Genomic DNA, 22,103 nt, shown 5'->3' on the forward strand with positions numbered 1-22,103 from the left:
GATTATCCTTGTGTGTCGGCGATATGGACGGCCTCGACGACCGCCACGAATTCGGTGAGCTCGGCGATGGCGGCGTCGATGTCCTGCTTCTGGCGTTCGAGCAGCTCGATCCGCGCGCGACAGCGGTCGATCGACACCTGCCGCTGGAGACGGCGGCCGTCGTCGAGATCGTAGAGGTCGATCATCTCGCGGATCTCGCCCAGGCTGAAGCCGACGCGCTTGCCGCGCAGGATCCAGGCGAGCCGCGCGCGGTCGCGATGCGAATAGATGCGCTGGGTGCCGCGCCGCTCGGGCGCGATCAGCCCCTCGTCCTCGTAGAAGCGCAGCGCCCGCGCGGTAACGCCGAACTCCTCGCAAAGATCGGAAATCGTGAAGGAGTCGCGATCGTGGCGATGTTCGATCACGGCATAAGCGGGTGACGAGGCCATGCGCGGATCGTTACGTCACGTTTACGTCAACGTCAACTCACTCCCCCACGCTGCACAGCCGTTTTCCCGATGGCGTGCGCAGCGTCGCCGCCTCGGCCAGCGCGCCGCTGAGCCGCTCGACGGTGAGCGAATCGAGCGAGGCGCGACCGGTGCAATAACGATCGCAGGCGGCGGGCATCGCGGCGGGGAAGACGATGCGCTCGCCATCGAAATGCGCGTCGAAGCGACACGGGCCGAAGGCGACGGCGACCCGCTCCCCGCTGCGGCGCGCGGTGCCCGCGGCGGCACAGCCCTGCCCCTCGCCGTAATCGATCAGCGCGCCGATCCGGAACGTGTCGCGGCCGGCGGGGACGATGCAAAGCCGGTCGGTATCGGCGGCCCACGACCCGGCGAGGCCGGCGCGCGCGGGGTCGCCGACGAGGCCGGCCCGCTGCGCCGCGCGTTCCAGCCGGCTGCCCGGCGTATCCTGCGGCGGCGGCGGCGGCGATCCGCAGCCGGCGAGCAGCAGCGTCGCCAGCAGCGCGCGCCTCATCCGATCGCCTGCAACCGATCGCCGTCGACGCGGCGGTAGAAACAGCTCGCCGCGCCGGTGTGACAGGCGGGGCCGGCGGGATCGGCGATGATCCACAGCGCATCCTGATCACAGTCGATCCGCATCTCGACCACGCGCAGCACGTTGCCCGAGGTCTCGCCCTTCTTCCACAGCCGCGCGCGGCTGCGCGACCAGAAGGTCGCCTCGCCGCTCGCCTGCGTCGCGGCGAGCGCCTCGGCATTCATATGCGCGACCATCAGCAGCGCGCCGTCGCGGGTGGTGACGACCGCGGTGATCAGCCCGGCGGCATCGTATTTTGGATCGAGGACGAGTTCGGTTTCGCGGGGGTCGGCCATATCGGCACGTATAGCGGGTGCGGCGGCGGCGTCATCCTCCCGTACGCGGTGACGCGACCCCCGTCCGTCGCGGCAGCCGAACCCCGATCAAGTGCAACTATGTTGCCCTTCCGTTGCGCACGCGGCAAAGCTGCGCGCCACATGGCCACCCATCCCTTCCGTATCGCCAATTTCCGCAGCTATTGGCTGTCGCGCCTGTCGGGTACGATCGCGCAGACCGCGCTGGCGATCGTCATCGGCTGGCAGGTCTATGGCCTTGCCCGCGAGACGATGGACGTGCGCCAGTCGGCATTCCTGCTCGGCATGATCGGCGCGGCGCAGTTCGTGCCTTTGTTCCTGCTCACCCCCGTCACCGGCCTCGTCGCCGACAGCGTCGACCGGCGCTGGATCGTCCGCGCGACGACGGCGGTAATCGCGCTGGTCGCGGCGTTCCTCGGCGTGCTGACCTATTGGGGCGACCTGACGCTGCCGGCCTTGTTCTTCGCGGCGGTGGTGATCGGGGTGGTGCGCGCCTTCACCGGCCCGGCTTATTCGGCGCTCGCCCCCAATCTGGTGCCGCGCGAGAGCCTGCCGACCGCGATCGCGATCTCGTCGATCGCCTGGCAGGTCGGCTCGATCGCCGGTCCCAGCGTCGGCGGCCTGCTCTACGCCATCCACCCCGACGTCGCTTATGCGACGATCACCGGGCTGTTCGTTCTCGCGCTGGCGACGATGTTCCTGATCGGCCCGGTGCCGCAGCCGCCGGCGCAGACTGACAAACATCCGCTCACGCGTATCCTCGACGGCTTCCGGTACGTCCGCAACAACCGGCTGGTGCTGGCGACGATCACGCTCGACCTGTTCGTCGTGCTGCTCGCCGGCGCGACCGCCCTGCTGCCGATCTACGCGCGCGACATCCTGCACGTCGGCGCGCAGGGGCTGGGCGTGCTCGCCGCGGGCATGGGGATCGGCGCGGCGGTGACCGCGGTGTGGTTCTCGGTGCGGCCGATGGACAGCAACGTCGGCACCAAGATGCTGATCGCGGTGATCGTCTTCGCAGTCGCCGTCCTCACCTTCGGCCTGTCGACCTCCTTCCCGCTGAGCCTCGCCGCGCTGATCGTCGCGGGCGGCTCCGACATGGTGTCGGTCTACGTCCGCCAGTCGCTGATCCAGCTCCACACCCCCGACGAGATGCGCGGCCGGGTGAGCGCGGTGTCGCAGCTCACCATCTCGGCATCCAACGAGCTCGGCGAGGCGGAGAGCGGGCTGATGGCGTCGTTGCTCGGCCCGGTCGGCGCAGTCGCGTTCGGCGGGATCGCGGCGATCGTCGTCACCTTGCTGTGGGCGCGGCTGTTCCCCGAACTGCGCGCCGCACGGACCTTCGACCCGCCAGACATGTTACAGATCGAACCGCAGCACGGAGAAGCCAAGCCATGAAGGCCAACACCATCCTGGAAACGATCGGCAATACGCCGCACATCCGCGTCGCCAAGCTGTTCCCCGATTCGGAAGTCTGGATCAAATCCGAACGCTCCAACCCGGGCGGATCGATCAAGGACCGTATCGCGCTCGCGATGGTCGAGGCCGCGGAAGCCAATGGCGACCTGAAGCCCGGCGGCACGATCATCGAGCCGACCAGCGGCAACACCGGCGTCGGCCTGGCGATGGTCGCCGCGGTGAAGGGCTACAAGCTCGTCCTCGTCATGCCCGAATCGATGTCGCTCGAGCGGCGGCGGCTGATGCTCGCTTATGGCGCGACCTTCGACCTCACCCCGCGCGAAAAGGGCATGAAGGGCGCGATCGAGCGTGCGCTCGAGCTGGTCCATCAGACGCCGGGTTCGTGGATGCCGCAGCAGTTCGAGAACGGCGCCAACATCGACGTCCACGTCCGCACCACCGCGCAGGAGATCCTCAACGATTTCCGCGATTCGCCGATCGATGTCATCATCACTGGCGTCGGCACGGGCGGCCATATCACCGGCGTCGCCGAGACGCTGAAGAAGCATTGGCCGAACCTCAAGGTCTTCGCGGTCGAGCCCGCCGCCTCGCCGGTCATCGCCGGCGGCCAGCCGGGGCCGCACCCGATCCAGGGGATCGGCGCCGGCTTCATCCCCCGCAACCTGCACACGCAGGCGCTCGACGGGGTGATCGAGGTCGACGCCGCGGTCGCCAAGGACATGGCACGGCGGTCGGCATCGGAAGAAGGCATCCTCGTCGGCATTTCGTCGGGCGCGACGCTCGCCGCGATCCTGCAGAAGCTGCCCGACCTGCCCGATGGCGTCCGCGTACTCGGCTTCAACTATGACACGGGCGAGCGCTATCTGTCGGTGCCGGACTTCCTGCCCGAACAGTGACGCGTCCTTCACAGGCGCGCAGCCCGGCGTGGCTGTGCGCGGTGCTGGCGGCGACCGCGATCGTCGCGGTCGCCGTCCCCGCCCTCGTCGTCACCCATCCGCCCGCCATTTCGCAGCCGCACACGCGTGTCGCGGTGCATCGCCGGGTCGTGCCCGCCGCCGAACTGCCGCCGGTCGAGCCGGTGACGTTCATCGACCTGACGCCGGAGGACGCCAAGGCGTTCAACGCCAGCGTTCTCTTTTCTGACTTGCCCAATCCCGCGGCGCGGCCGTTCCGCTTCGCCGGCGGTTCGGAGGATCGCGCGCGCGCGACCGACTGCCTCGCGGCCGGCGTCCTCTACGAGGCGGGCGACGATACCGAAGGCGAGCGCGCGGTCGCGCAGGTGGTGCTCAACCGCCTGCGCCATCCCGCTTTCCCCAAGACCGTCTGCGGCGTCATCTTCGAGGGGCAGGAGCGCAGCACCGGCTGCCAGTTCAGCTTCGCCTGCGATCACGCGCTGACCCGCTGGACGCCGACCGCCGATGCGTGGCGGCGCGCGCGCGAGATCGCGACGATGGCGCTGGCCGGTACGGTCTATCGCCCGGTCGGCTATGCGACGCATTACCATACCGACTGGGTGGTGCCGTACTGGCAGGCGAGCCTCGACAAGGTCGTCGCGGTCCACAGCCATCTGTTCTTCCGCTGGACCGGCTGGTGGGGAACGCCGCCCGCGTTCAACCGCCAGGTGAGTTCGAGCGAACCGGTGATCGCGCAGCTCGCGCCGATTTCGGACGCGCACAAGATGGGCGGCGCGCTCGCCGAGGCGGATGCGGCGCTGCTCGATGCATCGGCGGCGCTCGGGCTGGTCGCGGCGGACGGCGTGGCGGGCGAGACGGCGCCGTTCACCGCCTCGGCCGGCGACGGCGACAGCTTCTTCGTGACGCTGCCATGGGGCGTGCAGCCCGAATTGTATCCGACGATCGCCGCCAAGGCGTGCGGCGAGCGCAAGGCGTGCCGCTTCTCGGCGTGGAGCGATGCGGCGAAGACCCCGGCCGCCGCGCCGCTGACTGCGGATCAGGTCGCGGCGATGGCATTCAGCTATCTGCGCGACCGCGATGCGGGGGTGGAGCGGACGCTGTGGAATTGCACCAAATATCCGCGCCCGGACCGGCACCAGTGCATGAAGCAGCAGGTGCTGCTGACGGCCGTGCCGGTCGCTACGGCGACGCCCGTCCCGACCGCGACGCCGGTGGCGGAGCTGGGCGGCGTGCGGCGCAAGGGGGATGCGGCGGCACCCGACACTGCCGGGGCGAAACGGCCCAGTTCCGCCTTCCCGTCCGCCGCATCGTCGGCTCGGCACCTGCCGCTCGCCGGTCAGCCATAGACGCACCGTTAATTCCTCCCCCTGGCGGGGGAGGAATTCCAGTTACTTGTGGCTGCAAATCGCCTTGATCAGCGCCGCCTTGTCCATCTTCGATCGGCCCTCGATGCCGATCTCGCGCGCTTCCTTCATCAGGTCCGCCTTGCTGCGCGCGTCCAACGTCCCGCCCGGGTGGTCCAGCGTGCCGGCCGCCTTGGCATTGGCGATTCGCGCCGCTTTCTCCTTGGAATTGCCCTGTTTCAGCAATTCCTCGTACAAAGCGTCGTCCTTGATCTGCGCGCCGTGCTCCTTGGCCATCACCCTCTCCTTCCGGCGCCCGAAACGCGTATCGCGACAATCGGTTCGATTTGCGCATTACAAATACGCGACAAACGCGGAATGCGCTCCTATATGGCCACCCGCACGATGTGAGCCCCCGCCACCATGCTGACGACCCATCCGTTTGAAGACGACAAGCTGCACGAAGAGTGCGGCGTATTCGGTGTATCCGGCAGCGACAGCGCCGCGGCGCTCGTCGCGCTCGGCCTGCACGCGCTGCAGCACCGCGGCCAGGAGGCGGCTGGGATCAGCAGCTTCGACGGCCATCACTTCCACACCCATCGCGCGATGGGCCATGTCGCCGGCAATTTCGACCGCGACGACGTGATCCGCGCGCTGCCCGGCGACTATGCGGTCGGCCACGTCCGCTATTCGACGAGCGGCGAGACCGCGCTGCGCAACGTCCAGCCGCTGTATGCCGAACTCGCCAGCGGCGGCTTCGCGGTCGCGCATAACGGCAACATCTCCAACGCCATGAAGCTGCGGCGCGAGCTGATCCGGCGCGGCTCGATCTTCCAGTCGACCAGCGATACCGAGACGATCATTCATCTCGTCGCGACGTCGAACTATCGCACCCTGCTCGACCGCTTCATCGATGCGCTGAAGCAGATCGAGGGCGCCTACAGCCTCGTCGTGATGACGCCCGAGGGGATGATCGCCTGTCGCGATCCGCTCGGCATCCGGCCGCTGGTGATGGGCAAGCTCGACGGCGCGGTGATCTTCGCCTCCGAAACGGTGGCGCTCGACGTCTGCGGCGCGACCTTCGAACGGCAGGTCGAGCCGGGCGAGCTGGTCATCGTCCAGAACGGCGAGGTACGCTCGATCCGCCCGTTCGCGCCGATGGCGCCACGGCCGTGCATCTTCGAATGGGTCTATTTCAGCCGCCCTGATTCGATCGCCGGCGACCAGTCGGTCTATACCGTGCGCAAGGAGATCGGCGCGCAGCTCGCGATCGAGACGCCGGTCGACGCCGACCTCGTCATCCCGGTGCCTGATTCGGGCGTGCCGGCGGCGATCGGTTATGCGCAGCAATCGGGCATTCCGTTCGAGCTCGGCATCATCCGCTCGCATTACGTCGGCCGCACCTTCATCCAGCCGGGCGACAAGGTCCGTCACCTCGGCGTCAAGCTCAAGCACAACGCCAATCGCGCGCTCATCAAGGGCAAAAGGATCATCCTCGTCGACGATTCGATCGTGCGTGGCACCACCAGCCTCAAGATCGTGCAGATGATGCGCGATGCCGGCGCCGCCGAGGTGCATATGCGTATCGCCAGTCCGCCGACGCGGCATAGCTGCTTCTATGGCGTCGACACGCCCGAGCGCGCCAAATTGCTCGCCGCCAAGCTGGACCTCGGCGGGATGACCGACTTCATCCATGCCGACAGCCTGTCGTTCGTTTCGATCGACGGCCTCTACAAGGCGCTGGGCGAGGCGAAGCGCGCCGAGATCCGCCCGAAATATTGCGATGCCTGTTTCACCGGCGATTATCCGACGACGCTGACCGACCAGGACGACAGCGTTGCGGTCGACCAGTTCGCGATGCTGGCGGAGCGGGTCAACTAACGCATGGCCCAGCCGCTTGCGAACCAACTCGCGCTGGTCACCGGCGCGAGCCGCGGCATCGGCGCCGCCACCGCGATCGCGCTGGGTGCGGCGGGCGCGCATGTCGTGCTGACCGCGCGCACCGCGAAGGATCTGGAAGCGGTCGAGGAGACGATCTTCGACGCCGGCGGCTCGGCGACGATCGCGCCGCTCGACCTGACGCAGACCGACAGTATCGCGCGGCTCGCCGCCGCGGTCGGCGAGCGCTGGCAGGCGCTGGACGTGCTGGTGCTCAACGCGGCGATGCTGGGCAGCCTCGCGGCGGTGCCGGCGATCGACGCCAAGGAATTGGCGCAGGTGCTGACGCTCAACGTCAGCGCGCAGGTGGCGATGATCCAGGCGTTCGACCCGATGCTGCGCAAGGCGGCGGCGGGCAAGGTGATCGGCCTTACCTCCAGCGTCGGCCGCAATGCCCGCGCGTATTGGGGGGCTTATGGCGCCTCGAAAGCGGCGTTCGAGACGATGCTCGGCGCTTATGGCGACGAAACCGCGGACATCAGCAAGATCCGCACCGCGATCGTCGATCCCGGCGCGACGCGGACGAAGATGCGCGCGCGCGCCTATCCGGGCGAGGCACCGGATTCGGTCAAGCCACCCGAGGTGGTCGCCGAGCGGATCGTCGCACTGGCGATCGCCGGCTTCGAGGCAGGACACCGCGAACGCGTGGGGTGACGCCAAATCCTCCCCCGCCAGGGGGAGGTGGCAGGCCGAAGGCCTGACGGAGGGGGAGGATACGGTAAGGTCCGTATTTGTGGAAACGCCCCCTCCACCATTCGCTTCGCGAACGGTCCCCCTCCCCCGCTAAAGCGAGGGAGGAATTAGGTACGCTTTACCAGTGTCACCTGCGCGACGTCGATGCCGCGGCCGCGGAAGCCGCCTTCGCAATACATCAGGTAATAGCGCCACAGGTCGCGGAAGCGCGCGTCGAGCCGCGCCGGCAAACGCCCCGCCTTGTCGGCATTCTCGAACCGTTCGCGCCAGTGGCGCAGCGTCTGCGCATAATCGAGGCCGAAGCTGTGATGGTCGGTCCACGCCAGCCCCCGCGCTTCGCACAGCGCACGAAAGCGGCTCTCCGACAACAACATGCCACCTGGGAAGACATAGCGCTGGATGAAGTCGACGCTCGCCGCGTAGCGGTCGAACACGTCGTCCGCGATGCTGATATATTGCAGCGCCGCGCGCCCACCGGGTTTCAGCACCCGCGCCAGCGTGTCGCAATAGGCGGGCCAATAGGCCTGCCCGACCGCCTCGACCATCTCGATGCTCGCGACCGCGTCGAACTGCCCGGCGACGTCGCGGTAATCGGTCAGCGCCACGCTCACGCCGGGCAAGCCGCGCGCATCGACCGCCGCCTTCTGCTCGGTCGACAGCGTCAGCGCATGGACGAGCCGTCCGCCCGCCGCCGCCTTCGCCGCGAACGAGCCCCAGCCGCAGCCGATCTCGAGGATCGTCTCGCCCGGCGCCGTGCCGGTGCGATCGAGGATCGCGGCGAGCTTGCGGTCCTGCGCGCTCTCCAGCGTGTCGCCGCGCGCGAAGATACCGCTCGAATAGGTCAGGCCGGGGTCGAGCCATTCGCGGTAGAAATCGTTGCCGAGGTCGTAATGGTCGGCGATGTTGCGGCGCGCGCCCTGTTTGTCGTTGCGGCGCAGCCGGTGCCAGAGGCGCAGCAGCAGCTTCGACCCGCCACCCGCCCGCGCCACGTCGGCGAGTTCGACGCGGTTGCGCATGAAGAGATCGAACAGGGGCACCGGATCGGGGCTCGACCAGTCGCCATCGCGCCACGCGCGATACCAGCCGACCGAGCCGCCCGTCACCAGCCGCACCAGCGCGCGCCAGCGATGCAGCGTGACGATCGGCACCGGCCCCGGCTTGCGCCCGCCGAGCAGCCGGTGGGTGCCGTCGGGCAGCCGCGCCTCGATACCGCCGCTCGCCAGCCCGGCATCGATCCGGTCGAGCAAGCGGTGGAAGATCGGGGCGAGCGCGCGTGTCTGAAATGTGTCCGCAGCCATGTCGCGGGCGCTCATGCCGCAGCTTGCCCGATCAGGGAAGGGTCAGCGCGCGGCGATCGCCTCGCCGAGCGTCAGGATCGCCGCGACGTGGCGCTGCGCGATCTCGAGCGCGTCGTCGCCATAGCCGCCGCCGACCGTGCTCGCGAGCGGAATGCCGCGGGTCAGCCCTGCGATCAGCCGCTCGCGCTGCGCCAGCCCGTCGAGCGTCAGCGACAGCCGCCCGAGCCGGTCGCCCGCGAACGGATCGACCCCGGCCTGATAGAGGACGAGCTGTGGCCGGTGGTCGGCAAGAAAGGGGGTGAGCGTCGCCGCGAGCGTCGCGAGATACGCCGCGTCGCCGATGCCGTCGGCCAGCCCGACGTCGAGCGTCGAACGCGCCTTGCGCGCCGGGAAGTTCTTCTCGGCGTGGATCGAATAGGTCGCGATCTCCGGCCGTCCGGCGAGCAACGCGGCGGTGCCGTCGCCCTGATGCACGTCGCAATCGACCACGACGAGCCGGTCGACCGTCCCCTCCTCGATCAGCCGCACCGCGGCGAGCGCGAGGTCGTTGAACACGCAATAGCCCGCGCCGGTGTCGGCGAGCGCATGGTGGCTGCCGCCGGCGGTATTGGCGGCGAAGCCGTAGTCGAGCGCGAGACGCGCCGCCAGCCACGTGCCCCCCGGCACCGCCTGTGCCCGCGCCGCGACCTCGGGCGTGATCGGGAAGCCGATGCGGCGCGTCTTCAGATACGGTACGTCCGCGGCCAGCACCTCGGCGACGTAACCGGGGTCGTGCACCGCCTCCAGCCAGCGTAGCGGCATCGGTTCGGGCTCGTGCCACGCCACCCGCGCGCCCTCGGCGAGGAGGAGGTCGCGGATCAGGCCGTTCTTGTTCCAGCGGTAGGTGGAGCGCGCCGGCGCGGGCGCGACATAGGCGGGATGATGGACGATCGGGATCACGATCGGTAATTGGGGATGCGGCGGCCGTTCCCCAAGCCGCCTGCGGAGTGACGCATGACCGATACGCCCCCTGACGTCCGCTCGGACGTGCGGAGTTTCCTCGACTATCTCAATGCGTTGCCCGGCCCGGCCCGGCACGAGATGCCGCCCGCCGAGGCGCGCGAGGCATTCCGCGCGACTCGCACCGTCACCGATCTGCCCGTCGGCGAACTGGCGTTGGTCCGCGATCTGGCGATCCCCGGCCCGGCCGGCACGATCCCGGCTCGGCTGTTCGACGCGCGCGCGACGCGCGTTCCGGGGCCGGCGCTGGTCTATTTCCACGGTGGCGGCTTCGTCGTCGGCGATCTCGATACGCATGCCGGCATCTGCGCGGAGATCGCGCGCGTGCTCGACGTGCCGGTGGTGGCGGTCGACTATCGCCTCGCTCCCGAACATCGCTGGCCCGCCGCGCCCGACGACGCCGAGGCGGCGGCGCGCTGGGTGGCGGGGAGCCCGGCGACGCTCGACCGCAGCGTCGCCAGCCTGATCCTGTGCGGCGACAGTGCCGGCGGCGCGCTCGCGATCGTCACGGCGATGGCGTTGCGCGACGAGCCGGCGGTGGTGCCGGTGATCGTCCAGGCGCCGATCTATCCGGTCGTCGACGGCGGCATGGACTATCCGTCCTACGAGACCTTCGCGGAGGGCTATCTGCTGACCCGCGAGGCGATGGAATATTACAACGCGGCTTATGGCGCCGATCCCGAAAGCCCGCGCGCGAGCCCGCTGCACGGCCGGCTGGAGGGCCTGCCGCCGGCGGTGATCGTCACCGCCGGTCTCGATCCGCTGCGCGATCAGGGCCGCGCTTACGCCGCCGCGCTGGTCAAGGCGGGCGTACCGACGGTGTTCCGCGAGGCGGCGGGGCTCATCCACGCCTTCGTCGTCTTCCGCAAGGCGATCCCCTCGGCGCAGGGCGATGTCGCGGGCTATCTCGCGGCCTTGAAGGACGTGGTCGCCGAGGCCGAGGGCGCGCGGGTCATGACACAGGCGGCCGGACGATGAGCGACATCAAAAGCCTCCCCTATCGCCCCTGCGGCGGCGTCATGCTGGTCAATCGCGCGGGCAAGGTCTTCGTCGGCCAGCGGATCGATACGATCCTGGAGGCGTGGCAGATGCCCCAAGGCGGGATCGACCCCGGCGAGGACGCTTATGCGGCGGCGATCCGCGAACTCGGCGAGGAGACGGGGATCACCCCCGACAAGGTCGCATTGATCGCCGAGGCGCCGGACGAATTCTTCTACGACCTGCCCGACGACATGGTCGGCAAGGTGTGGAAGGGCAAATGGCGCGGCCAGCGCCAGCGCTGGTTCCTGTTCCGCTTCCTCGGCGAGGACAGTGACGTGCGGATCGACACGCCGCACCCCGAATTCCGCGCCTGGCGGTGGAGCGATCCGGACGATTTGCCGACGCTGATCGTGCCGTTCAAACGCGATCTGTACGAGGCCGTGCTCGCCGCGTTCCGGCCTCAGCTCGGCGCAGACCAAACGGGGTGAGCGGATTTGGGGGTTTCCTCTACGGACTCAACGGGTAGAGCGCGCGATGTGCGCGCTACCTTGCTGTCCCCGATCCTCATCCTGATCCTCGCTCCGCTGCTGCTCGCCAATGCGCCGGCGGATGGCGAGCCGGACGACAGCAAGGTGCCGATCCCCGCCGCGATCCGATCGATGCTCGATGCGGCGATCGAGAGCGGCAACGACGGCGACGTCTCGGTGGTGGTCAAATACGCCCGGCTCGCCGATCCCGCGAGCGCCGACGCGGTGCTGGCGATCGCGCAGAAATGGCGCAGCGACCGCGCGCAGGCGCGGCAGACGACGATCCGCCAGGCGAGCATGTTCGACCTGTGGAGCGGCCGCGCGGAACTCGGCGGCTACATCACCACGGGCAACACCGACAGCAAGGGCGGTTCGGCGGTGCTCGACCTGACCCGCGAGGGCCTGCAATGGCGGCACAAATTCCACGCGCAGGCGGATTATCAGGAAAACGCCGGGATCACGACGCGCGAACATTATCTCGCCAGCTACGAGCCGAACTACAAGATCAAGGATCGCGTCTACCTCTACGGCGCGGCGCAATATGAGGAAGACCGGTTCCTCGGCTTCTATCACCGTTATTCCGCCTCGACCGGCGTCGGCTACAGCGCGATCAAGACCTCGGCGATCCGGCTCGACATCGAACTGGGCCCCGCGTTCCGCCAGACCGCCTTCACCGACGAGACCGACCAGAGCAATATCGCCGGCCGCGGCACCCTGGCGTTCAACTGGCGGCTGCTGCCCGGCCTGTCGGTGACGCAGAATGCGTCGGCCTACGTGCAAAGCTCCAATTCGACGCTGAGCGGCACGACCTCGGTCAACGCCAAGCTGATCGGACCGCTGTCGGCGGCGCTGTCGTACAACGTGCAATATGAAAGCATGCCGCCGGTGGGCTCGCTGTCGACCGACACGACCAGCCGCGCGTCGCTGGTGTACAGCTTCTAGGCTTCATAGGGTCATCCCCCTTGATGGGGGAGGAATTGTCATCTTCCACAAGTTGAATGTCGATCGATCTTAGCTCCATCCTCACCCCGGTTCCCCCCGCCGCGTCCATCGGCTAACGTCCGCGGATGAGAGGATTGCCGGACGACGAATACGCGCTGGTCGGGACGATCGACCAGGCCGCGATGCTGGATCAGGTCGAGCGCTGGGCGGCGGTGAACAGCGGGACGCGCAATCTCGCCGGGGTCGGGCGAATGGCCGGGCTGCTCGCCGACGCCTTTGCGGTGCTGCCGGGGGATATCACGCTGGTCGAACCCGAAGCGGCGGAAGCGGTCGCCGCCGACGGCAGCGTCGCGGCGATCGTCCACGGCCGCCACCTCCACCTGCGGGTGCGGCCCGAGGCGCCGGTGCAGATGCTGTTCACCGGCCATATGGACACCGTCTACCCCGCCGATCATCCCTTCCAGACGCTGACCCACCGCGCCGACGGTACGATCAACGGCCCCGGCACCGCCGACATGAAGGGCGGCCTAGCCGTGATGCTCGCCGCGCTGCGCGCGGTCGAAGCGGCGGGCGCGTCGCGGCTCGGGTACGAGGTGGTGATCAATTCCGACGAGGAGACGGGATCGCTGTCTTCCGCCGCGCTGCTCGCCCGCGCCGCGCGCGGCAAGGTCGCCGCGCTGACCTACGAACCGGCGCTGCCCGACGGCACGCTCGCCGGTGCGCGCGGCGGCACGGGCAATTTCTCGATCGTCGTGCGCGGGCGCAGCGCGCATGCCGGCCGCAATCCCGAAGACGGTCGCAATGCGATCGTCGCCGCCGCCGCGCTGGCGGTGCGGCTCGCCGAGGCCCGCGCACCGGGGCTTGCGGTCAATCCGGCGCGGATCGACGGCGGTGGTCCGAACAACGTCGTCCCCGATCTTGCCGTGCTGCGCGTCAATTTCCGCCCCGCCGCCGCCGCGGAGATCGCCCGCGCCCGCGCCGCGATCGACGACGCGGTCGCGCAGGTCGCGGCGAGCCACGACGTCGCCATCGCCGTCCACGGCGGCTTCAACCGCCCGCCCAAGCCGGTCGATGCCGGCGCGGAGGCGCTGTTCGGGCTCGTCGCCGCCGCCGGCGCCGATCTCGGCATCCCCATCGCGTGGCGGGCGACCGGCGGGGTCTGCGACGGCAACAACATCGCCGCCGCCGGCGTGCCCGTGGTCGATACGATGGGCGTGCGCGGCGGCGCGATCCATTCGGCCGACGAATTCATGATCGTCGACAGCCTCGCCGAACGCGCGGCGCTGTCGGCGCTCACCATCCACCGCATCCTGCGAAAGGGGCATGCATGACCTTCCGGATCAGGGCGGCGCGTGCCGACGACCTGCAGCATCTCTACGAAATGGCCAAGCTCACCGGCGGCGGCTTCACCAACCTGCCGCCCGACCGCACCGCGCTGCGCGGCAAGCTCGAACGCGCCGGCGCCGCCTTCGCGCGGCAGGACGGCGCGGTCACCGACGAGTTGTTCGTGCTGATGCTGGAGAATGCCGCGACAGGCGACGTGCGCGGCACCTGCCAATTGTTCACCCAGGTCGGCCAGCAGCATCCCTTCTACAGCTATCGCCTCGGCACGCTGACCCAGCACAGCAAGGAGCTGGCGCGCACCTTCCGCGCCGAGATGCTGGCGCTGACCACCGATCTGGAAGGGTCGTGCGAAGTCGGCGGCCTGTTCCTCCATCCCGGCGAGCGCGCCGGCGGCCTCGGCCTGCTGCTCGCGCGCAGCCGCTATCTGTTCATCCGCGCACACCGCCAGCGCTTCGCCGACCGAATCCTCGCCGAGCTGCGCGGCGTGATCGACGAGGCGGGCGGCTCGCCGTTCTGGGACGGGCTCGCGGGGCGGTTCTTCGGGATGAATTTCCAGGACGCCGACCAGTTCAACGCGATCAACGGCCATCAGATGATCGCCGACCTGATGCCCAAACATCCCATCTACACCGCGATGCTCTCCGAAGCGGCGCGGTCGGCGATCGGCCTGCCGCATCCCAGCGGCCGCGCCGCGATGCGGATGCTTGAGAACGAAGGCTTCAGCTACGAACATTATGTCGACATCTTCGACGGTGGTCCGACGATGACGGCGCGCACCGACCGGGTGAAGACGGTCGAACAGGCGCGCGAGCGGCGGATCGTGTCGATCGGCGGCGACGACGGCGACGAATCGCTGGTCGCGGTCGGGCGGCTGGCCGACTTCCGCTGCGCATTCGGGATGGTGCGGCATATCGACGGCGGCATCGCGCTGTCGCGCGACTGTGCCGAGGTGCTCGGCGTGCAGGCGGGCGACGAAGTGTTGCAGGTGCCGCGGTGGTGATCGAGATCAATTTCGACGGCATCGTCGGACCGAGCCACAATTACGCCGGCCTGTCGGTCGGCAATCTCGCCGCGACCGCGCATGCCGGACAGGTGTCGCAACCGCGGGCGGCGGCGTTGCAGGGGCTCGACAAGATGCGCGCCAATCTCGGGCTCGGGCTGACGCAGGGGGTGCTGCTGCCGCATCGCCGGCCGGACCGGGCGTGGCTGGCGGCGCTGTCGACCCGCTACGAAGACGCGCAGCCACCGTTGCAGGCGCAGGCGATGTCGGCCTCGGCGATGTGGGCGGCCAATGCCGCGACCGTCTCGCCGGCGCCGGACACCGCCGACGGCCGCTGCCATCTCACCGTCGCCAATCTGATGACGATGCCGCATCGCAGCCACGAATGGCCCGAGACGCTCGCACAGCTCCGCACCGCCTTCGCGCACGACGCCTTTGCGGTGCACGGCCCGATCCCCGCCCCGTTCGGCGACGAGGGCGCGGCCAACCATATGCGGCTGGCCGCGGCGCACGATGCGGCGGGGGTCGAGCTGTTCGTCTACACCGTCGCCGGCGGCCATTTCCCCGCCCGCCAGCACCTGCAGGCGAGCGCCGCGATCGCCCGGGCGCATCGGCTCGATCCCGCGCGGACGCTGTTCGTCCAGCAATCCGAGGAGGCGGTGGCGGCCGGTGCCTTCCACAACGACGTGGTCGCGGTCGCCAACGCGCGTGTGCTGTTCGCGCACGAGCGCGCCTTCGCCGATAAGGACCGGCTTTACGCCGACCTGCGCCGCCTGCTGCCCGAGGTCGAGATCGTCGAAGTGCCGGAGAGCGAGGTCAGCCTCGCCGACGCGATCGCCTCCTACCTGTTCAACGCGCAGCTCGTGACGACCGCGCAGGGCCCGACGCTGGTCGTGCCGATGGAGGCCAGGGCCAATAAGAGGGTATGGTCCTGGCTGGAACGCCATCAGGCCGGCAACGGCCCGATCCGCCGGGTCGAGACGGTCGACGTCACCCAGTCGATGGCCAATGGCGGCGGCCCCGCCTGCCTGCGGCTGCGCGTCGTCGCCGACCCCGCGACGATCGACCCGCGCTTCCTCGTCGATGCGGCGAAGCTCGATGCGATCGGCGCGGTCGTCCGCCGCTGGTGGCCCGAGGCGATCGACCCCGGCGCGCTCGGCGACGCCGCGCTGATCCGCGACATCGAGATCGCGCACGACCGGCTGTGGGAGGCGCTGGGCCTGTCGGGTTAATTGACAATTAACCCTGTGCATCGAGAAGTAAATGGCGGTTTTCCGCCACTGGCCCGGTGCTTGCGTAGGGCTGGGGCATGTGGACCCGGATCAAGCGCCTCTTCACGATCAAGACCAAGTTCGAGGCATTCCTCGTCATCTACGGCCTCGGCCTCGGCGCGGTCGAGCGTGGCATCCACTATCTCCAGCAATATCCGGGCTATGGCGGCTGGCTGCTGTTCGCCTGCTGCCCGGTCGCGGTGTTCATGGTCGGCGGCGTGCTGCTCGATTCGGTCGAGCGGCGGCAGTCGGACTAGGGCCGCCCGATAGGATAAGTTCGTCGCTTCCCGGCGAGGGATGCTTATCTGGACGGTGATGAGCGGGCTTACCCATTTACAACGGCTTGAAGCCGAAAGCATTCACATCATGCGCGAAGTCGTCGCCGAGGCGGAACGGCCGGTGATGCTCTATTCTGTCGGGAAGGATTCGGCGGTGATGCTGCATCTCGCCCGCAAGGCCTTCTTCCCGGCACGCCCCCCCTTCCCGCTGCTTCACGTCGATACGACGTGGAAATTCCGCGCGATGTACGATCTGCGCGATCGCGCGGCGGCGGAGGCCGGGATGGAGCTGATCGTCCACACCAATCCCGATGCGCTCGCCGCCGGCATCAATCCCTTCGACCACGGCAGCCGCCACACCGATGTGTGGAAGACCGAGGGGCTCAAACAGGCGCTGAAGGCGGGCGGCTACGACGTCGCCTTCGGCGGTGCGCGGCGCGACGAGGAGAAGAGCCGCGCCAAGGAGCGCATCTTCTCGTTCCGCTCGGCGAGCCAGGGTTGGGACCCCAAGGCGCAGCGGCCCGAATTGTGGAACCTCTACAACGCGCGCATCCACCGCGGCGAGAGCATCCGCGTCTTCCCTCTGTCCAACTGGACCGAGCTGGATATCTGGCAATATATCCTCGATCAGGGGATTGAGATCGTGCCGCTCTATTTCGCCGCGCCGCGCCCGACGGTGGAGCGCGACGGCATGCTGCTGATGGTCGACGACGACCGCTTCCGGCTGCATCCCGGCGAGGTGCCGGTCGAACGCTCGATCCGCTTCCGCACGCTCGGCTGCTATCCGCTCACCGGCGCGGTGGAAAGCAAGGCGGCGACGCTACCCGCGGTGATCCAGGAGATGCTGCTCACCACGACCTCCGAACGCCAGGGCCGCGCGATCGACCACGATCAGGCCGCCAGCATGGAGAAGAAGAAGCGCGAGGGGTATTTCTGATGACCGCCTACACCCCCGATGCGCTGATCGCCGCGGACATCCACGCCTATCTGGACGGCCATGCGCACAAGTCGATGCTGCGCTTCATCACCTGCGGTTCGGTGGACGACGGCAAGTCGACGCTGATCGGCCGATTGCTCTACGATTCGAAGACGATCTTCGAGGATCAGCTCAGCCAGCTCGAGGCTGACAGCAAGCGGCTCGGCACGCAGGGGCAGAATATCGATTTCGCCCTGCTCGTCGACGGTCTCGCCGCCGAGCGCGAACAGGGCATCACGATCGACGTCGCCTATCGCTTCTTCGCGACCGACAAACGCAAGTTCATCGTCGCCGACACCCCCGGTCACGAACAATATACCCGCAACATGGTCACCGGCGCGTCGACCGCCGATCTCGCGGTGATCCTGATCGACGCGCGCAAGGGCGTGCTGACGCAGACGCGGCGTCATTCCTTCCTCGCCCACCTGATCGGCATCCGCCACATCGTGCTGGCGGTGAACAAGATGGACCTGGTCGATCACGATCAGGCACGATTCGAGCAGATCGTCGCCGATTACAGCGCGTTCGCGCTCAGCATCGGCATCACCGGCTTCACCGCCATCCCGCTGTCCGGGTTGACCGGCGCCAACATCCTGGCGCCCTCCGACACCATGCCGTGGTACGAGGGGCCGGCGCTGCTGCCGCATCTCGAAACAGTGCCGGTCGAGGTGGATCAAGCGACCGCCGCACCCTTCCGTCTCCCGGTACAATGGGTCAACCGCCCCGATCTCGACTTCCGCGGTTTCGCCGGGACGGTCGCGGCGGGCCGTATCGGCGTCGGCGATCCCATCCGGATCGTGCCATCGGGCAAGACGAGCGAGGTCGCGCGCATCGTCACCGCCGACGGCGATCTCGACACGGCCGGCGCGGGCGAGGCGGTGACGCTGGTGCTCGCCGACGAGGTCGATTGCTCGCGCGGCGACGTCATCGCCGCCGCCGATGCCCCGCCCGAGGCTGCAAGTCAGTTCGAGGCGACGATCGTCTGGCTCGCCGACACCGCGCTCGTCCCCGGCCGCGGTTATTGGCTCAAGCTCGGCACGCGCACCGTCGGCGCGACCGTGCAGCCGCCCGCCTATGTCGTCGACGTCAACACGCAGGCGCATCTGTCCGCCAAGACGCTCGAACTCAACGACATCGGCGTTGCCGAGGTGTTCACCGACACGCCGCTGGTCTTCCAGCCCTATGCCGACAGCCACCAGCTCGGCGGCTTCATCCTGATCGACCGCGAAACCAATGCGACCGTCGCGGCGGGGCTGATCCACCACGCGCTACGCCGGGCGCAGAACGTCCATTGGCAGTCGGTCGACATCACCCGCGAGGCGCATTCGCGCCAGAAGGGCCAGTCGCCGCGATTGCTGTGGTTCACCGGCCTGTCCGGCTCGGGCAAGTCGACGATCGCCAATCTGGTCGAGAAGAAGCTGCATGCGCTCGGCCGCCACAGCTTCCTGCTCGACGGCGACAACATCCGCCACGGGCTCAACAAGGACCTCGGCTTCAGCGATGCCGACCGGATCGAGAACATCCGCCGCGTCGGCGAGGTCGCCAAATTGATGACCGATGCCGGGCTGATCGTCCTCACCGCCTTCATCTCGCCGTTCCGCGCCGAGCGCGACCTGGTGCGCGGGCTGCTGCCGAAGGGCGAATTTGTCGAGATCTTCGTCGACACGCCGCTGGCGGAGGCGGAGGCGCGCGATCCTAAGGGCCTCTATGCCAAGGCGCGTGCCGGCGAGATCGCGCATTTCACCGGCATCTCGAGCCCTTACGAACCGCCCGAGCGGCCCGATATCCATATCGACACGCGCCGCGAAAGCGCCGAGGCTGCCGCCGAACGGATCGTCGAGCATGTGCTCGGCATATGGAGTTTCGAACTGTGACCGCCGCCGCCACCGACGTCGAACTGGCGCGCAGCGTCGCCCAAGAGGCCGGTGCGCTGCTGCTCGCGATCCGCGACCGCGGCGATGCGCATGGCAAGGCTCTGGGCGACGCCGGTGATCGCGAGGCCAACACCCTTATCATCGATCGCCTGCGCGCCGCGCGACCCGACGACTTCATCCTGTCGGAGGAGTCGATCGACGATCGCGCCCGCTGCGCTGCCGAGCGGGTGTGGATCGTCGACCCGCTCGACGGCACCCGCGACTATGCCGAGGGGCTCGACGATTGGGCGGTGCATATCGGCCTCGCGATCGGCGGCCGCCCGACGGTGGGCGCGGTGGCGGTGCCGACCACCGGCCGCATCTACACCACCGCCGAGGCGCGCTGCACGCATTTGCGCAGCGCCGCCGCGCCGCGCATGGTGGTCAGCCGCACCCGCATGACCGACATGGTCGCGCGCGTCAGCGAGGCGCTGGCGACGACGCGGGTCGGCATGGGCTCGGCGGGGGTCAAGGCGATGGCGGTGGTCGACGGCCGCGCCGACATCTACCTGCACGACGGCGGCCAGTACGAATGGGACAATTGCGCGCCCGCAGCGGTGGCGCTGGCGGCGGGCCTGCACGCCTCGCGCATCGACGGCAGCCCGCTGGTCTACAATTGCGCCAACCCGCTGCTCCCCGACCTGCTGATCTGCCGCCCGGAGCTGGCGGATCAGGTGCTGGCGGCGGTCGCGGCGGCGCATTAGGCGCGGCCCGGCGGCCGCGCCTGTCGCCACTCAAGCGATATTGGCACCGCTGACGTGGATCGTTCCGTTGATCCCCGCCGGGAAGAAGCCCCCGGACGGCACCGAACTGGCGGAAGCATATAGCACGCCGAGTGCCTGTTCGGGGGTGCGACGTATCTGGATCCAGTTGGCGTCTTTTATCGTAATGTTCGAATTGACGTCAGTCTTGCCCGAGAAGTTGCCGATACCGCGGTCGAGCGCACTCGGACCATCGAATTGGTCGCGGCCGGCGCTCATCGCATTGGCACGGTCGAACAGCGACGTCTCCCCCGCGGCGGGCTTGAGTGGTTCGAGGTCGGCGCGATAGAACAAAGCGTTGCGCATCGTCGAATCGTTCGCCGCCACCCCGGCGCTGAGCACGCCGAGCGAGGCGCGGACATCGCTGCCGGCGAGTGCCGCCACCCGCGTGATCGCGCTGGTCGCGACGGCGAACAACGCGACCGCCCCGAGCAGGAAGTCCTTGTCCGACGCATAAGGATTAAAGGCGTTCGCGGTCGCGCTCGCCCCGTTATAGGCGGCGATCGCCTGGAATGCGCTGCCCTGCCCTCCCGAAATGTCGATCGCCGGCTGCGCGGTGACCGCCGATCCCAGCGTCCGTCGGAGCAGGCCGACGCGCGCGACCGTCGCACCGGCCACCTCGCGCGCCAGCGTCTTGAGCGTCGGATCGGAAAACGCGACCGCCTGCCCCCCCTTCACCTGCCCCGCAGCTCCGCTGCCGCTAGTCAGGCTCGCCGACAGCAACGTCCCGTCGAGCGAGCGCTGGAGATACGCGGCGAGCAGGTAATGCACCTGGAGCGTGAAGTTCAGCCAGTCCGCGCTCGTTGCCGTATAGGCACCCGGCGCGGCGGTGGCGGAGGCCGTCGCCGTCGGCGTGGGAGTCGGAATGCTGGTAGCGTCCCGAATTTCGTCGTTGCACCCCGACAGCAGCGCCAGCCCCCCCGCCGCTACCGATGCGCCACCGATCAAAGCGGGGACGCGCCGCCGCGTCTCGCTGACGTCCGTCTTCTTTACATTCGTGCCCATTATATCGTCCCCCTTCATCGCGTTTCGGTTAGTTCGCTTTGCCGCTGCGCACGATCGTGCCGTTGATCCCGTTCGGAAAGAAACCGCCCTGCGTGACCGAATCCGCGCTCATGAACAGGACGTTGAGCGCCTGTTGCGGCGTCCGGCCGACATAGACGCCGGTGGCATCGGTAACCGCGGTGCGCGCCGTGCCATCGACCGGCGACAGTCCCACGTCGGTCGTCGCCGAACCGTCGATCCGGTCGCGCCATGCCGCAAGCCTGTCGACCTTGGTCATTAGCGCCGGGTTCGTTTGCGCCATTTCGTACAGCATCGACCGGATCGTCGTCGCATTGCTGGCCGCGCTCGCCGCCAGCGACGCCATCATCGGCTGCGTCACCTCGTTGGTCATGCTCGGCAGCATCGCGGCGTAGACCGACGCCTGGACGCTCACCATCGTGTCCGCCGCCAGCAGGATGTTGCGCACCAGTTCGAAGGCGTCGGTCGGGGATGCGGTGTAGAGGTACAGCGTGTCGGTGCTCGCCATCGCGCCCGCCGCGACGAACAGTTTCGCGAACGTCTCCGCCGAGTAATCGATTAGCGTCTGTGCCGGCGCATCGGCGCGTAAGATGCCGCGCAGCATCAGCGTGCGATACCAATGTTCGTCCGCGATCTCATGGATACGCGATTGGATGCCGCGCACGCCGCTCGGGAATTTGACCTGCAGCACCGAGGTGGCCGACACCCCTGGCTGGTCGCTGAGTTCCCCGCCGCGGATATGTTGGGCGGGCAACTGCCGCCCCTGGCCATAGGTCACGACCTGCAGGAAGTTCGTCGTCAGATATTGCAGGTTGAGCGCGAATTGCAGCGGCGCGGTATCCACAGACGACGACACCTGTGCCGCCGCCGGTTTCGCCAGCCCGGTCAGCATCGCGCCCCCCACCAACGCCGCCAGGGCCGCACGCCGCCCGCCACAGCGCACGGCATCCTCGCTCTCGATCCTCTCAACCCCCGTCATCACCCTCTCCCCTGTTCCAAACCGCCCGTTCGGGCGCGACGCCGAGTTAACCCGGTACGCAACAATCGCACCGGTCACCCCCTCAGCATGTTTGGATCAAAAAGAATTGTAGGACAATACAGAAACTGTATATCGTATGTAATCTGAGCCGGGGGGCATGGAGGGGCCAT

Annotated in this window: 23 protein-coding genes; 15 read left to right on the forward strand and 8 right to left on the reverse strand. The window is 68.5% G+C overall.

Annotated elements, in window-relative coordinates:
- Window positions 1-2: 2 nt before the first annotated feature.
- From SFC76_RS11495 to hisI, 3 genes are read right to left on the reverse strand one after another with little or no spacing between them, the layout of a single operon-like run.
- Complete coding sequence (locus tag SFC76_RS11495) at window positions 3-428, reverse strand: MerR family transcriptional regulator (protein WP_322849608.1); 426 nt, start codon at window positions 426-428, stop codon at window positions 3-5.
- Window positions 429-465: 37 nt separating this feature from the next.
- Window positions 466-960, reverse strand: a complete 495-nt coding sequence (locus SFC76_RS11500) for a hypothetical protein (RefSeq protein ID WP_322849609.1) — start codon at window positions 958-960, stop codon at window positions 466-468.
- Window positions 957-1,316, reverse strand: a complete 360-nt coding sequence (hisI, locus tag SFC76_RS11505) for a phosphoribosyl-AMP cyclohydrolase (protein WP_038659086.1) — start codon at window positions 1,314-1,316, stop codon at window positions 957-959. The genes SFC76_RS11500 and hisI overlap by 4 nt, the downstream gene beginning before the upstream one ends.
- Before the next feature lie 141 nt (window positions 1,317-1,457).
- On the opposite strand from hisI, the gene SFC76_RS11510 reads away from it, so the two are divergent.
- From SFC76_RS11510 to SFC76_RS11520, 3 genes are read left to right on the forward strand one after another with little or no spacing between them, the layout of a single operon-like run.
- The gene (locus SFC76_RS11510) at window positions 1,458-2,732 is read left to right on the forward strand and encodes an MFS transporter (RefSeq protein ID WP_322849610.1); all 1,275 of its coding nucleotides are present in this window, start codon (window positions 1,458-1,460) and stop codon (window positions 2,730-2,732) included.
- Window positions 2,729-3,649, forward strand: a complete 921-nt coding sequence (cysK, locus tag SFC76_RS11515; RefSeq protein ID WP_322849611.1) for a cysteine synthase A — start codon at window positions 2,729-2,731, stop codon at window positions 3,647-3,649. The genes SFC76_RS11510 and cysK overlap by 4 nt, the downstream gene beginning before the upstream one ends.
- The gene (locus tag SFC76_RS11520; RefSeq protein ID WP_322849612.1) at window positions 3,646-5,013 is read left to right on the forward strand and encodes a cell wall hydrolase; all 1,368 of its coding nucleotides are present in this window, start codon (window positions 3,646-3,648) and stop codon (window positions 5,011-5,013) included. Before cysK ends, SFC76_RS11520 begins: the two co-directional genes overlap by 4 nt.
- 42 nt (window positions 5,014-5,055) lie before the next feature.
- Here SFC76_RS11520 and SFC76_RS11525 read toward each other — a convergent pair whose 3' ends face one another.
- A complete protein-coding gene (locus SFC76_RS11525) occupies window positions 5,056-5,307 on the reverse strand; it encodes a Rho termination factor (protein ID WP_322849613.1) in 252 nt (83 codons plus the stop codon).
- A 126-nt stretch (window positions 5,308-5,433) separates the two neighbouring features.
- Between SFC76_RS11525 and purF the strand changes: the two genes are divergently transcribed.
- Together purF and SFC76_RS11535 are read left to right on the forward strand one after the other, a co-directional pair.
- Window positions 5,434-6,891, forward strand: a complete 1,458-nt coding sequence (gene purF, locus SFC76_RS11530) for an amidophosphoribosyltransferase (RefSeq protein WP_322849614.1) — start codon at window positions 5,434-5,436, stop codon at window positions 6,889-6,891.
- Window positions 6,892-6,894: 3 nt separating this feature from the next.
- Window positions 6,895-7,602, forward strand: coding sequence for an SDR family NAD(P)-dependent oxidoreductase (locus SFC76_RS11535; protein WP_322849615.1), 708 nt, complete (start codon window positions 6,895-6,897; stop codon window positions 7,600-7,602).
- A 146-nt stretch (window positions 7,603-7,748) separates the two neighbouring features.
- On the opposite strand, the gene SFC76_RS11540 is transcribed toward SFC76_RS11535, so the two are convergent.
- Together SFC76_RS11540 and SFC76_RS11545 are read right to left on the reverse strand one after the other, a co-directional pair.
- Window positions 7,749-8,939, reverse strand: a complete 1,191-nt coding sequence (locus tag SFC76_RS11540) for a cyclopropane-fatty-acyl-phospholipid synthase family protein (RefSeq protein WP_322849616.1) — start codon at window positions 8,937-8,939, stop codon at window positions 7,749-7,751.
- Between the two features lie 42 nt (window positions 8,940-8,981).
- The gene (locus SFC76_RS11545) at window positions 8,982-9,878 is read right to left on the reverse strand and encodes a histone deacetylase (protein ID WP_322849617.1); all 897 of its coding nucleotides are present in this window, start codon (window positions 9,876-9,878) and stop codon (window positions 8,982-8,984) included.
- A gap of 54 nt (window positions 9,879-9,932) precedes the next feature.
- On the opposite strand from SFC76_RS11545, the gene SFC76_RS11550 reads away from it, so the two are divergent.
- The 10 genes from SFC76_RS11550 to SFC76_RS11595 all read left to right on the forward strand — a co-directional run bounded on the left by SFC76_RS11550 (window position 9,933) and on the right by SFC76_RS11595 (window position 19,874).
- On the forward strand, window positions 9,933-10,916 hold the full coding sequence (locus SFC76_RS11550) for an alpha/beta hydrolase (protein ID WP_322849618.1): 984 nt from the start codon (window positions 9,933-9,935) through the stop codon (window positions 10,914-10,916).
- Entirely contained in the window at window positions 10,913-11,407 is a 495-nt protein-coding gene (locus tag SFC76_RS11555; RefSeq protein WP_322849619.1) for an RNA pyrophosphohydrolase, read from the forward strand. The genes SFC76_RS11550 and SFC76_RS11555 overlap by 4 nt, the downstream gene beginning before the upstream one ends.
- 48 nt (window positions 11,408-11,455) lie before the next feature.
- Complete coding sequence (locus SFC76_RS11560; protein WP_322849620.1) at window positions 11,456-12,388, forward strand: DUF481 domain-containing protein; 933 nt, start codon at window positions 11,456-11,458, stop codon at window positions 12,386-12,388.
- A 125-nt stretch (window positions 12,389-12,513) separates the two neighbouring features.
- Window positions 12,514-13,719, forward strand: a complete 1,206-nt coding sequence (locus SFC76_RS11565) for a hydrolase (RefSeq protein ID WP_322849621.1) — start codon at window positions 12,514-12,516, stop codon at window positions 13,717-13,719.
- Window positions 13,716-14,732: an arginine N-succinyltransferase gene (locus SFC76_RS11570; RefSeq protein WP_322849622.1), complete on the forward strand. Its 1,017-nt coding sequence runs from the start codon at window positions 13,716-13,718 to the stop codon at window positions 14,730-14,732. The genes SFC76_RS11565 and SFC76_RS11570 overlap by 4 nt, the downstream gene beginning before the upstream one ends.
- Complete coding sequence (locus SFC76_RS11575) at window positions 14,726-15,964, forward strand: N-succinylarginine dihydrolase (RefSeq protein WP_322849623.1); 1,239 nt, start codon at window positions 14,726-14,728, stop codon at window positions 15,962-15,964. Before SFC76_RS11570 ends, SFC76_RS11575 begins: the two co-directional genes overlap by 7 nt.
- Window positions 15,965-16,041: 77 nt before the next feature.
- Window positions 16,042-16,260 carry a hypothetical protein gene (locus SFC76_RS11580; RefSeq protein WP_322849624.1) on the forward strand — a complete coding sequence of 73 codons (219 nt, stop codon included), beginning with the start codon at window positions 16,042-16,044 and terminating at the stop codon, window positions 16,258-16,260.
- A 58-nt stretch (window positions 16,261-16,318) separates the two neighbouring features.
- Window positions 16,319-17,218, forward strand: a complete 900-nt coding sequence (gene cysD, locus SFC76_RS11585; protein WP_322849625.1) for a sulfate adenylyltransferase subunit CysD — start codon at window positions 16,319-16,321, stop codon at window positions 17,216-17,218.
- Window positions 17,218-19,131, forward strand: coding sequence for a sulfate adenylyltransferase subunit CysN (gene cysN, locus SFC76_RS11590; protein WP_322849626.1), 1,914 nt, complete (start codon window positions 17,218-17,220; stop codon window positions 19,129-19,131). Before cysD ends, cysN begins: the two co-directional genes overlap by 1 nt.
- Window positions 19,113-19,874: a 3'(2'),5'-bisphosphate nucleotidase CysQ gene (locus tag SFC76_RS11595; RefSeq protein WP_322849627.1), complete on the forward strand. Its 762-nt coding sequence runs from the start codon at window positions 19,113-19,115 to the stop codon at window positions 19,872-19,874. The genes cysN and SFC76_RS11595 overlap by 19 nt, the downstream gene beginning before the upstream one ends.
- Before the next feature lie 30 nt (window positions 19,875-19,904).
- Here SFC76_RS11595 and SFC76_RS11600 read toward each other — a convergent pair whose 3' ends face one another.
- Together SFC76_RS11600 and SFC76_RS11605 are read right to left on the reverse strand one after the other, a co-directional pair.
- Window positions 19,905-20,936 carry a ferritin-like domain-containing protein gene (locus tag SFC76_RS11600; RefSeq protein WP_322849628.1) on the reverse strand — a complete coding sequence of 344 codons (1,032 nt, stop codon included), beginning with the start codon at window positions 20,934-20,936 and terminating at the stop codon, window positions 19,905-19,907.
- A gap of 28 nt (window positions 20,937-20,964) precedes the next feature.
- Window positions 20,965-21,933, reverse strand: coding sequence for a ferritin-like domain-containing protein (locus tag SFC76_RS11605; RefSeq protein ID WP_322849629.1), 969 nt, complete (start codon window positions 21,931-21,933; stop codon window positions 20,965-20,967).
- Window positions 21,934-22,103: the final 170 nt, after the last annotated feature.

The sequence above is a fragment of the Sphingomonas sp. CD22 genome (assembly GCF_034556155.1).
In the GTDB taxonomy this organism is placed as follows: Bacteria; Pseudomonadota; Alphaproteobacteria; order Sphingomonadales; family Sphingomonadaceae; genus Sphingomonas.

Coding starts and splice junctions, on each gene's coding strand:
- SFC76_RS11570 (WP_322849622.1), top strand. CDS start 13,716: ATGACCTTCCGGATCAGGGCGGCGCGTGCCGACGACCTGCAGCATCTC.
- SFC76_RS11540 (WP_322849616.1), bottom strand. CDS start 8,939: ATGGCTGCGGACACATTTCAGACACGCGCGCTCGCCCCGATCTTCCAC.
- SFC76_RS11495 (WP_322849608.1), bottom strand. CDS start 428: ATGGCCTCGTCACCCGCTTATGCCGTGATCGAACATCGCCACGATCGC.
- SFC76_RS11525 (WP_322849613.1), bottom strand. CDS start 5,307: ATGGCCAAGGAGCACGGCGCGCAGATCAAGGACGACGCTTTGTACGAG.
- SFC76_RS11510 (WP_322849610.1), top strand. CDS start 1,458: ATGGCCACCCATCCCTTCCGTATCGCCAATTTCCGCAGCTATTGGCTG.
- SFC76_RS11605 (WP_322849629.1), bottom strand. CDS start 21,933: ATGACGGGGGTTGAGAGGATCGAGAGCGAGGATGCCGTGCGCTGTGGC.
- SFC76_RS11580 (WP_322849624.1), top strand. CDS start 16,042: ATGTGGACCCGGATCAAGCGCCTCTTCACGATCAAGACCAAGTTCGAG.
- SFC76_RS11600 (WP_322849628.1), bottom strand. CDS start 20,936: ATGGGCACGAATGTAAAGAAGACGGACGTCAGCGAGACGCGGCGGCGC.
- SFC76_RS11535 (WP_322849615.1), top strand. CDS start 6,895: ATGGCCCAGCCGCTTGCGAACCAACTCGCGCTGGTCACCGGCGCGAGC.
- cysK (WP_322849611.1), top strand. CDS start 2,729: ATGAAGGCCAACACCATCCTGGAAACGATCGGCAATACGCCGCACATC.
- cysN (WP_322849626.1), top strand. CDS start 17,218: ATGACCGCCTACACCCCCGATGCGCTGATCGCCGCGGACATCCACGCC.
- hisI (WP_038659086.1), bottom strand. CDS start 1,316: ATGGCCGACCCCCGCGAAACCGAACTCGTCCTCGATCCAAAATACGAT.
- SFC76_RS11500 (WP_322849609.1), bottom strand. CDS start 960: ATGAGGCGCGCGCTGCTGGCGACGCTGCTGCTCGCCGGCTGCGGATCG.
- SFC76_RS11565 (WP_322849621.1), top strand. CDS start 12,514: ATGAGAGGATTGCCGGACGACGAATACGCGCTGGTCGGGACGATCGAC.
- purF (WP_322849614.1), top strand. CDS start 5,434: ATGCTGACGACCCATCCGTTTGAAGACGACAAGCTGCACGAAGAGTGC.
- SFC76_RS11550 (WP_322849618.1), top strand. CDS start 9,933: ATGACCGATACGCCCCCTGACGTCCGCTCGGACGTGCGGAGTTTCCTC.
- cysD (WP_322849625.1), top strand. CDS start 16,319: ATGAGCGGGCTTACCCATTTACAACGGCTTGAAGCCGAAAGCATTCAC.
- SFC76_RS11555 (WP_322849619.1), top strand. CDS start 10,913: ATGAGCGACATCAAAAGCCTCCCCTATCGCCCCTGCGGCGGCGTCATG.
- SFC76_RS11595 (WP_322849627.1), top strand. CDS start 19,113: ATGGAGTTTCGAACTGTGACCGCCGCCGCCACCGACGTCGAACTGGCG.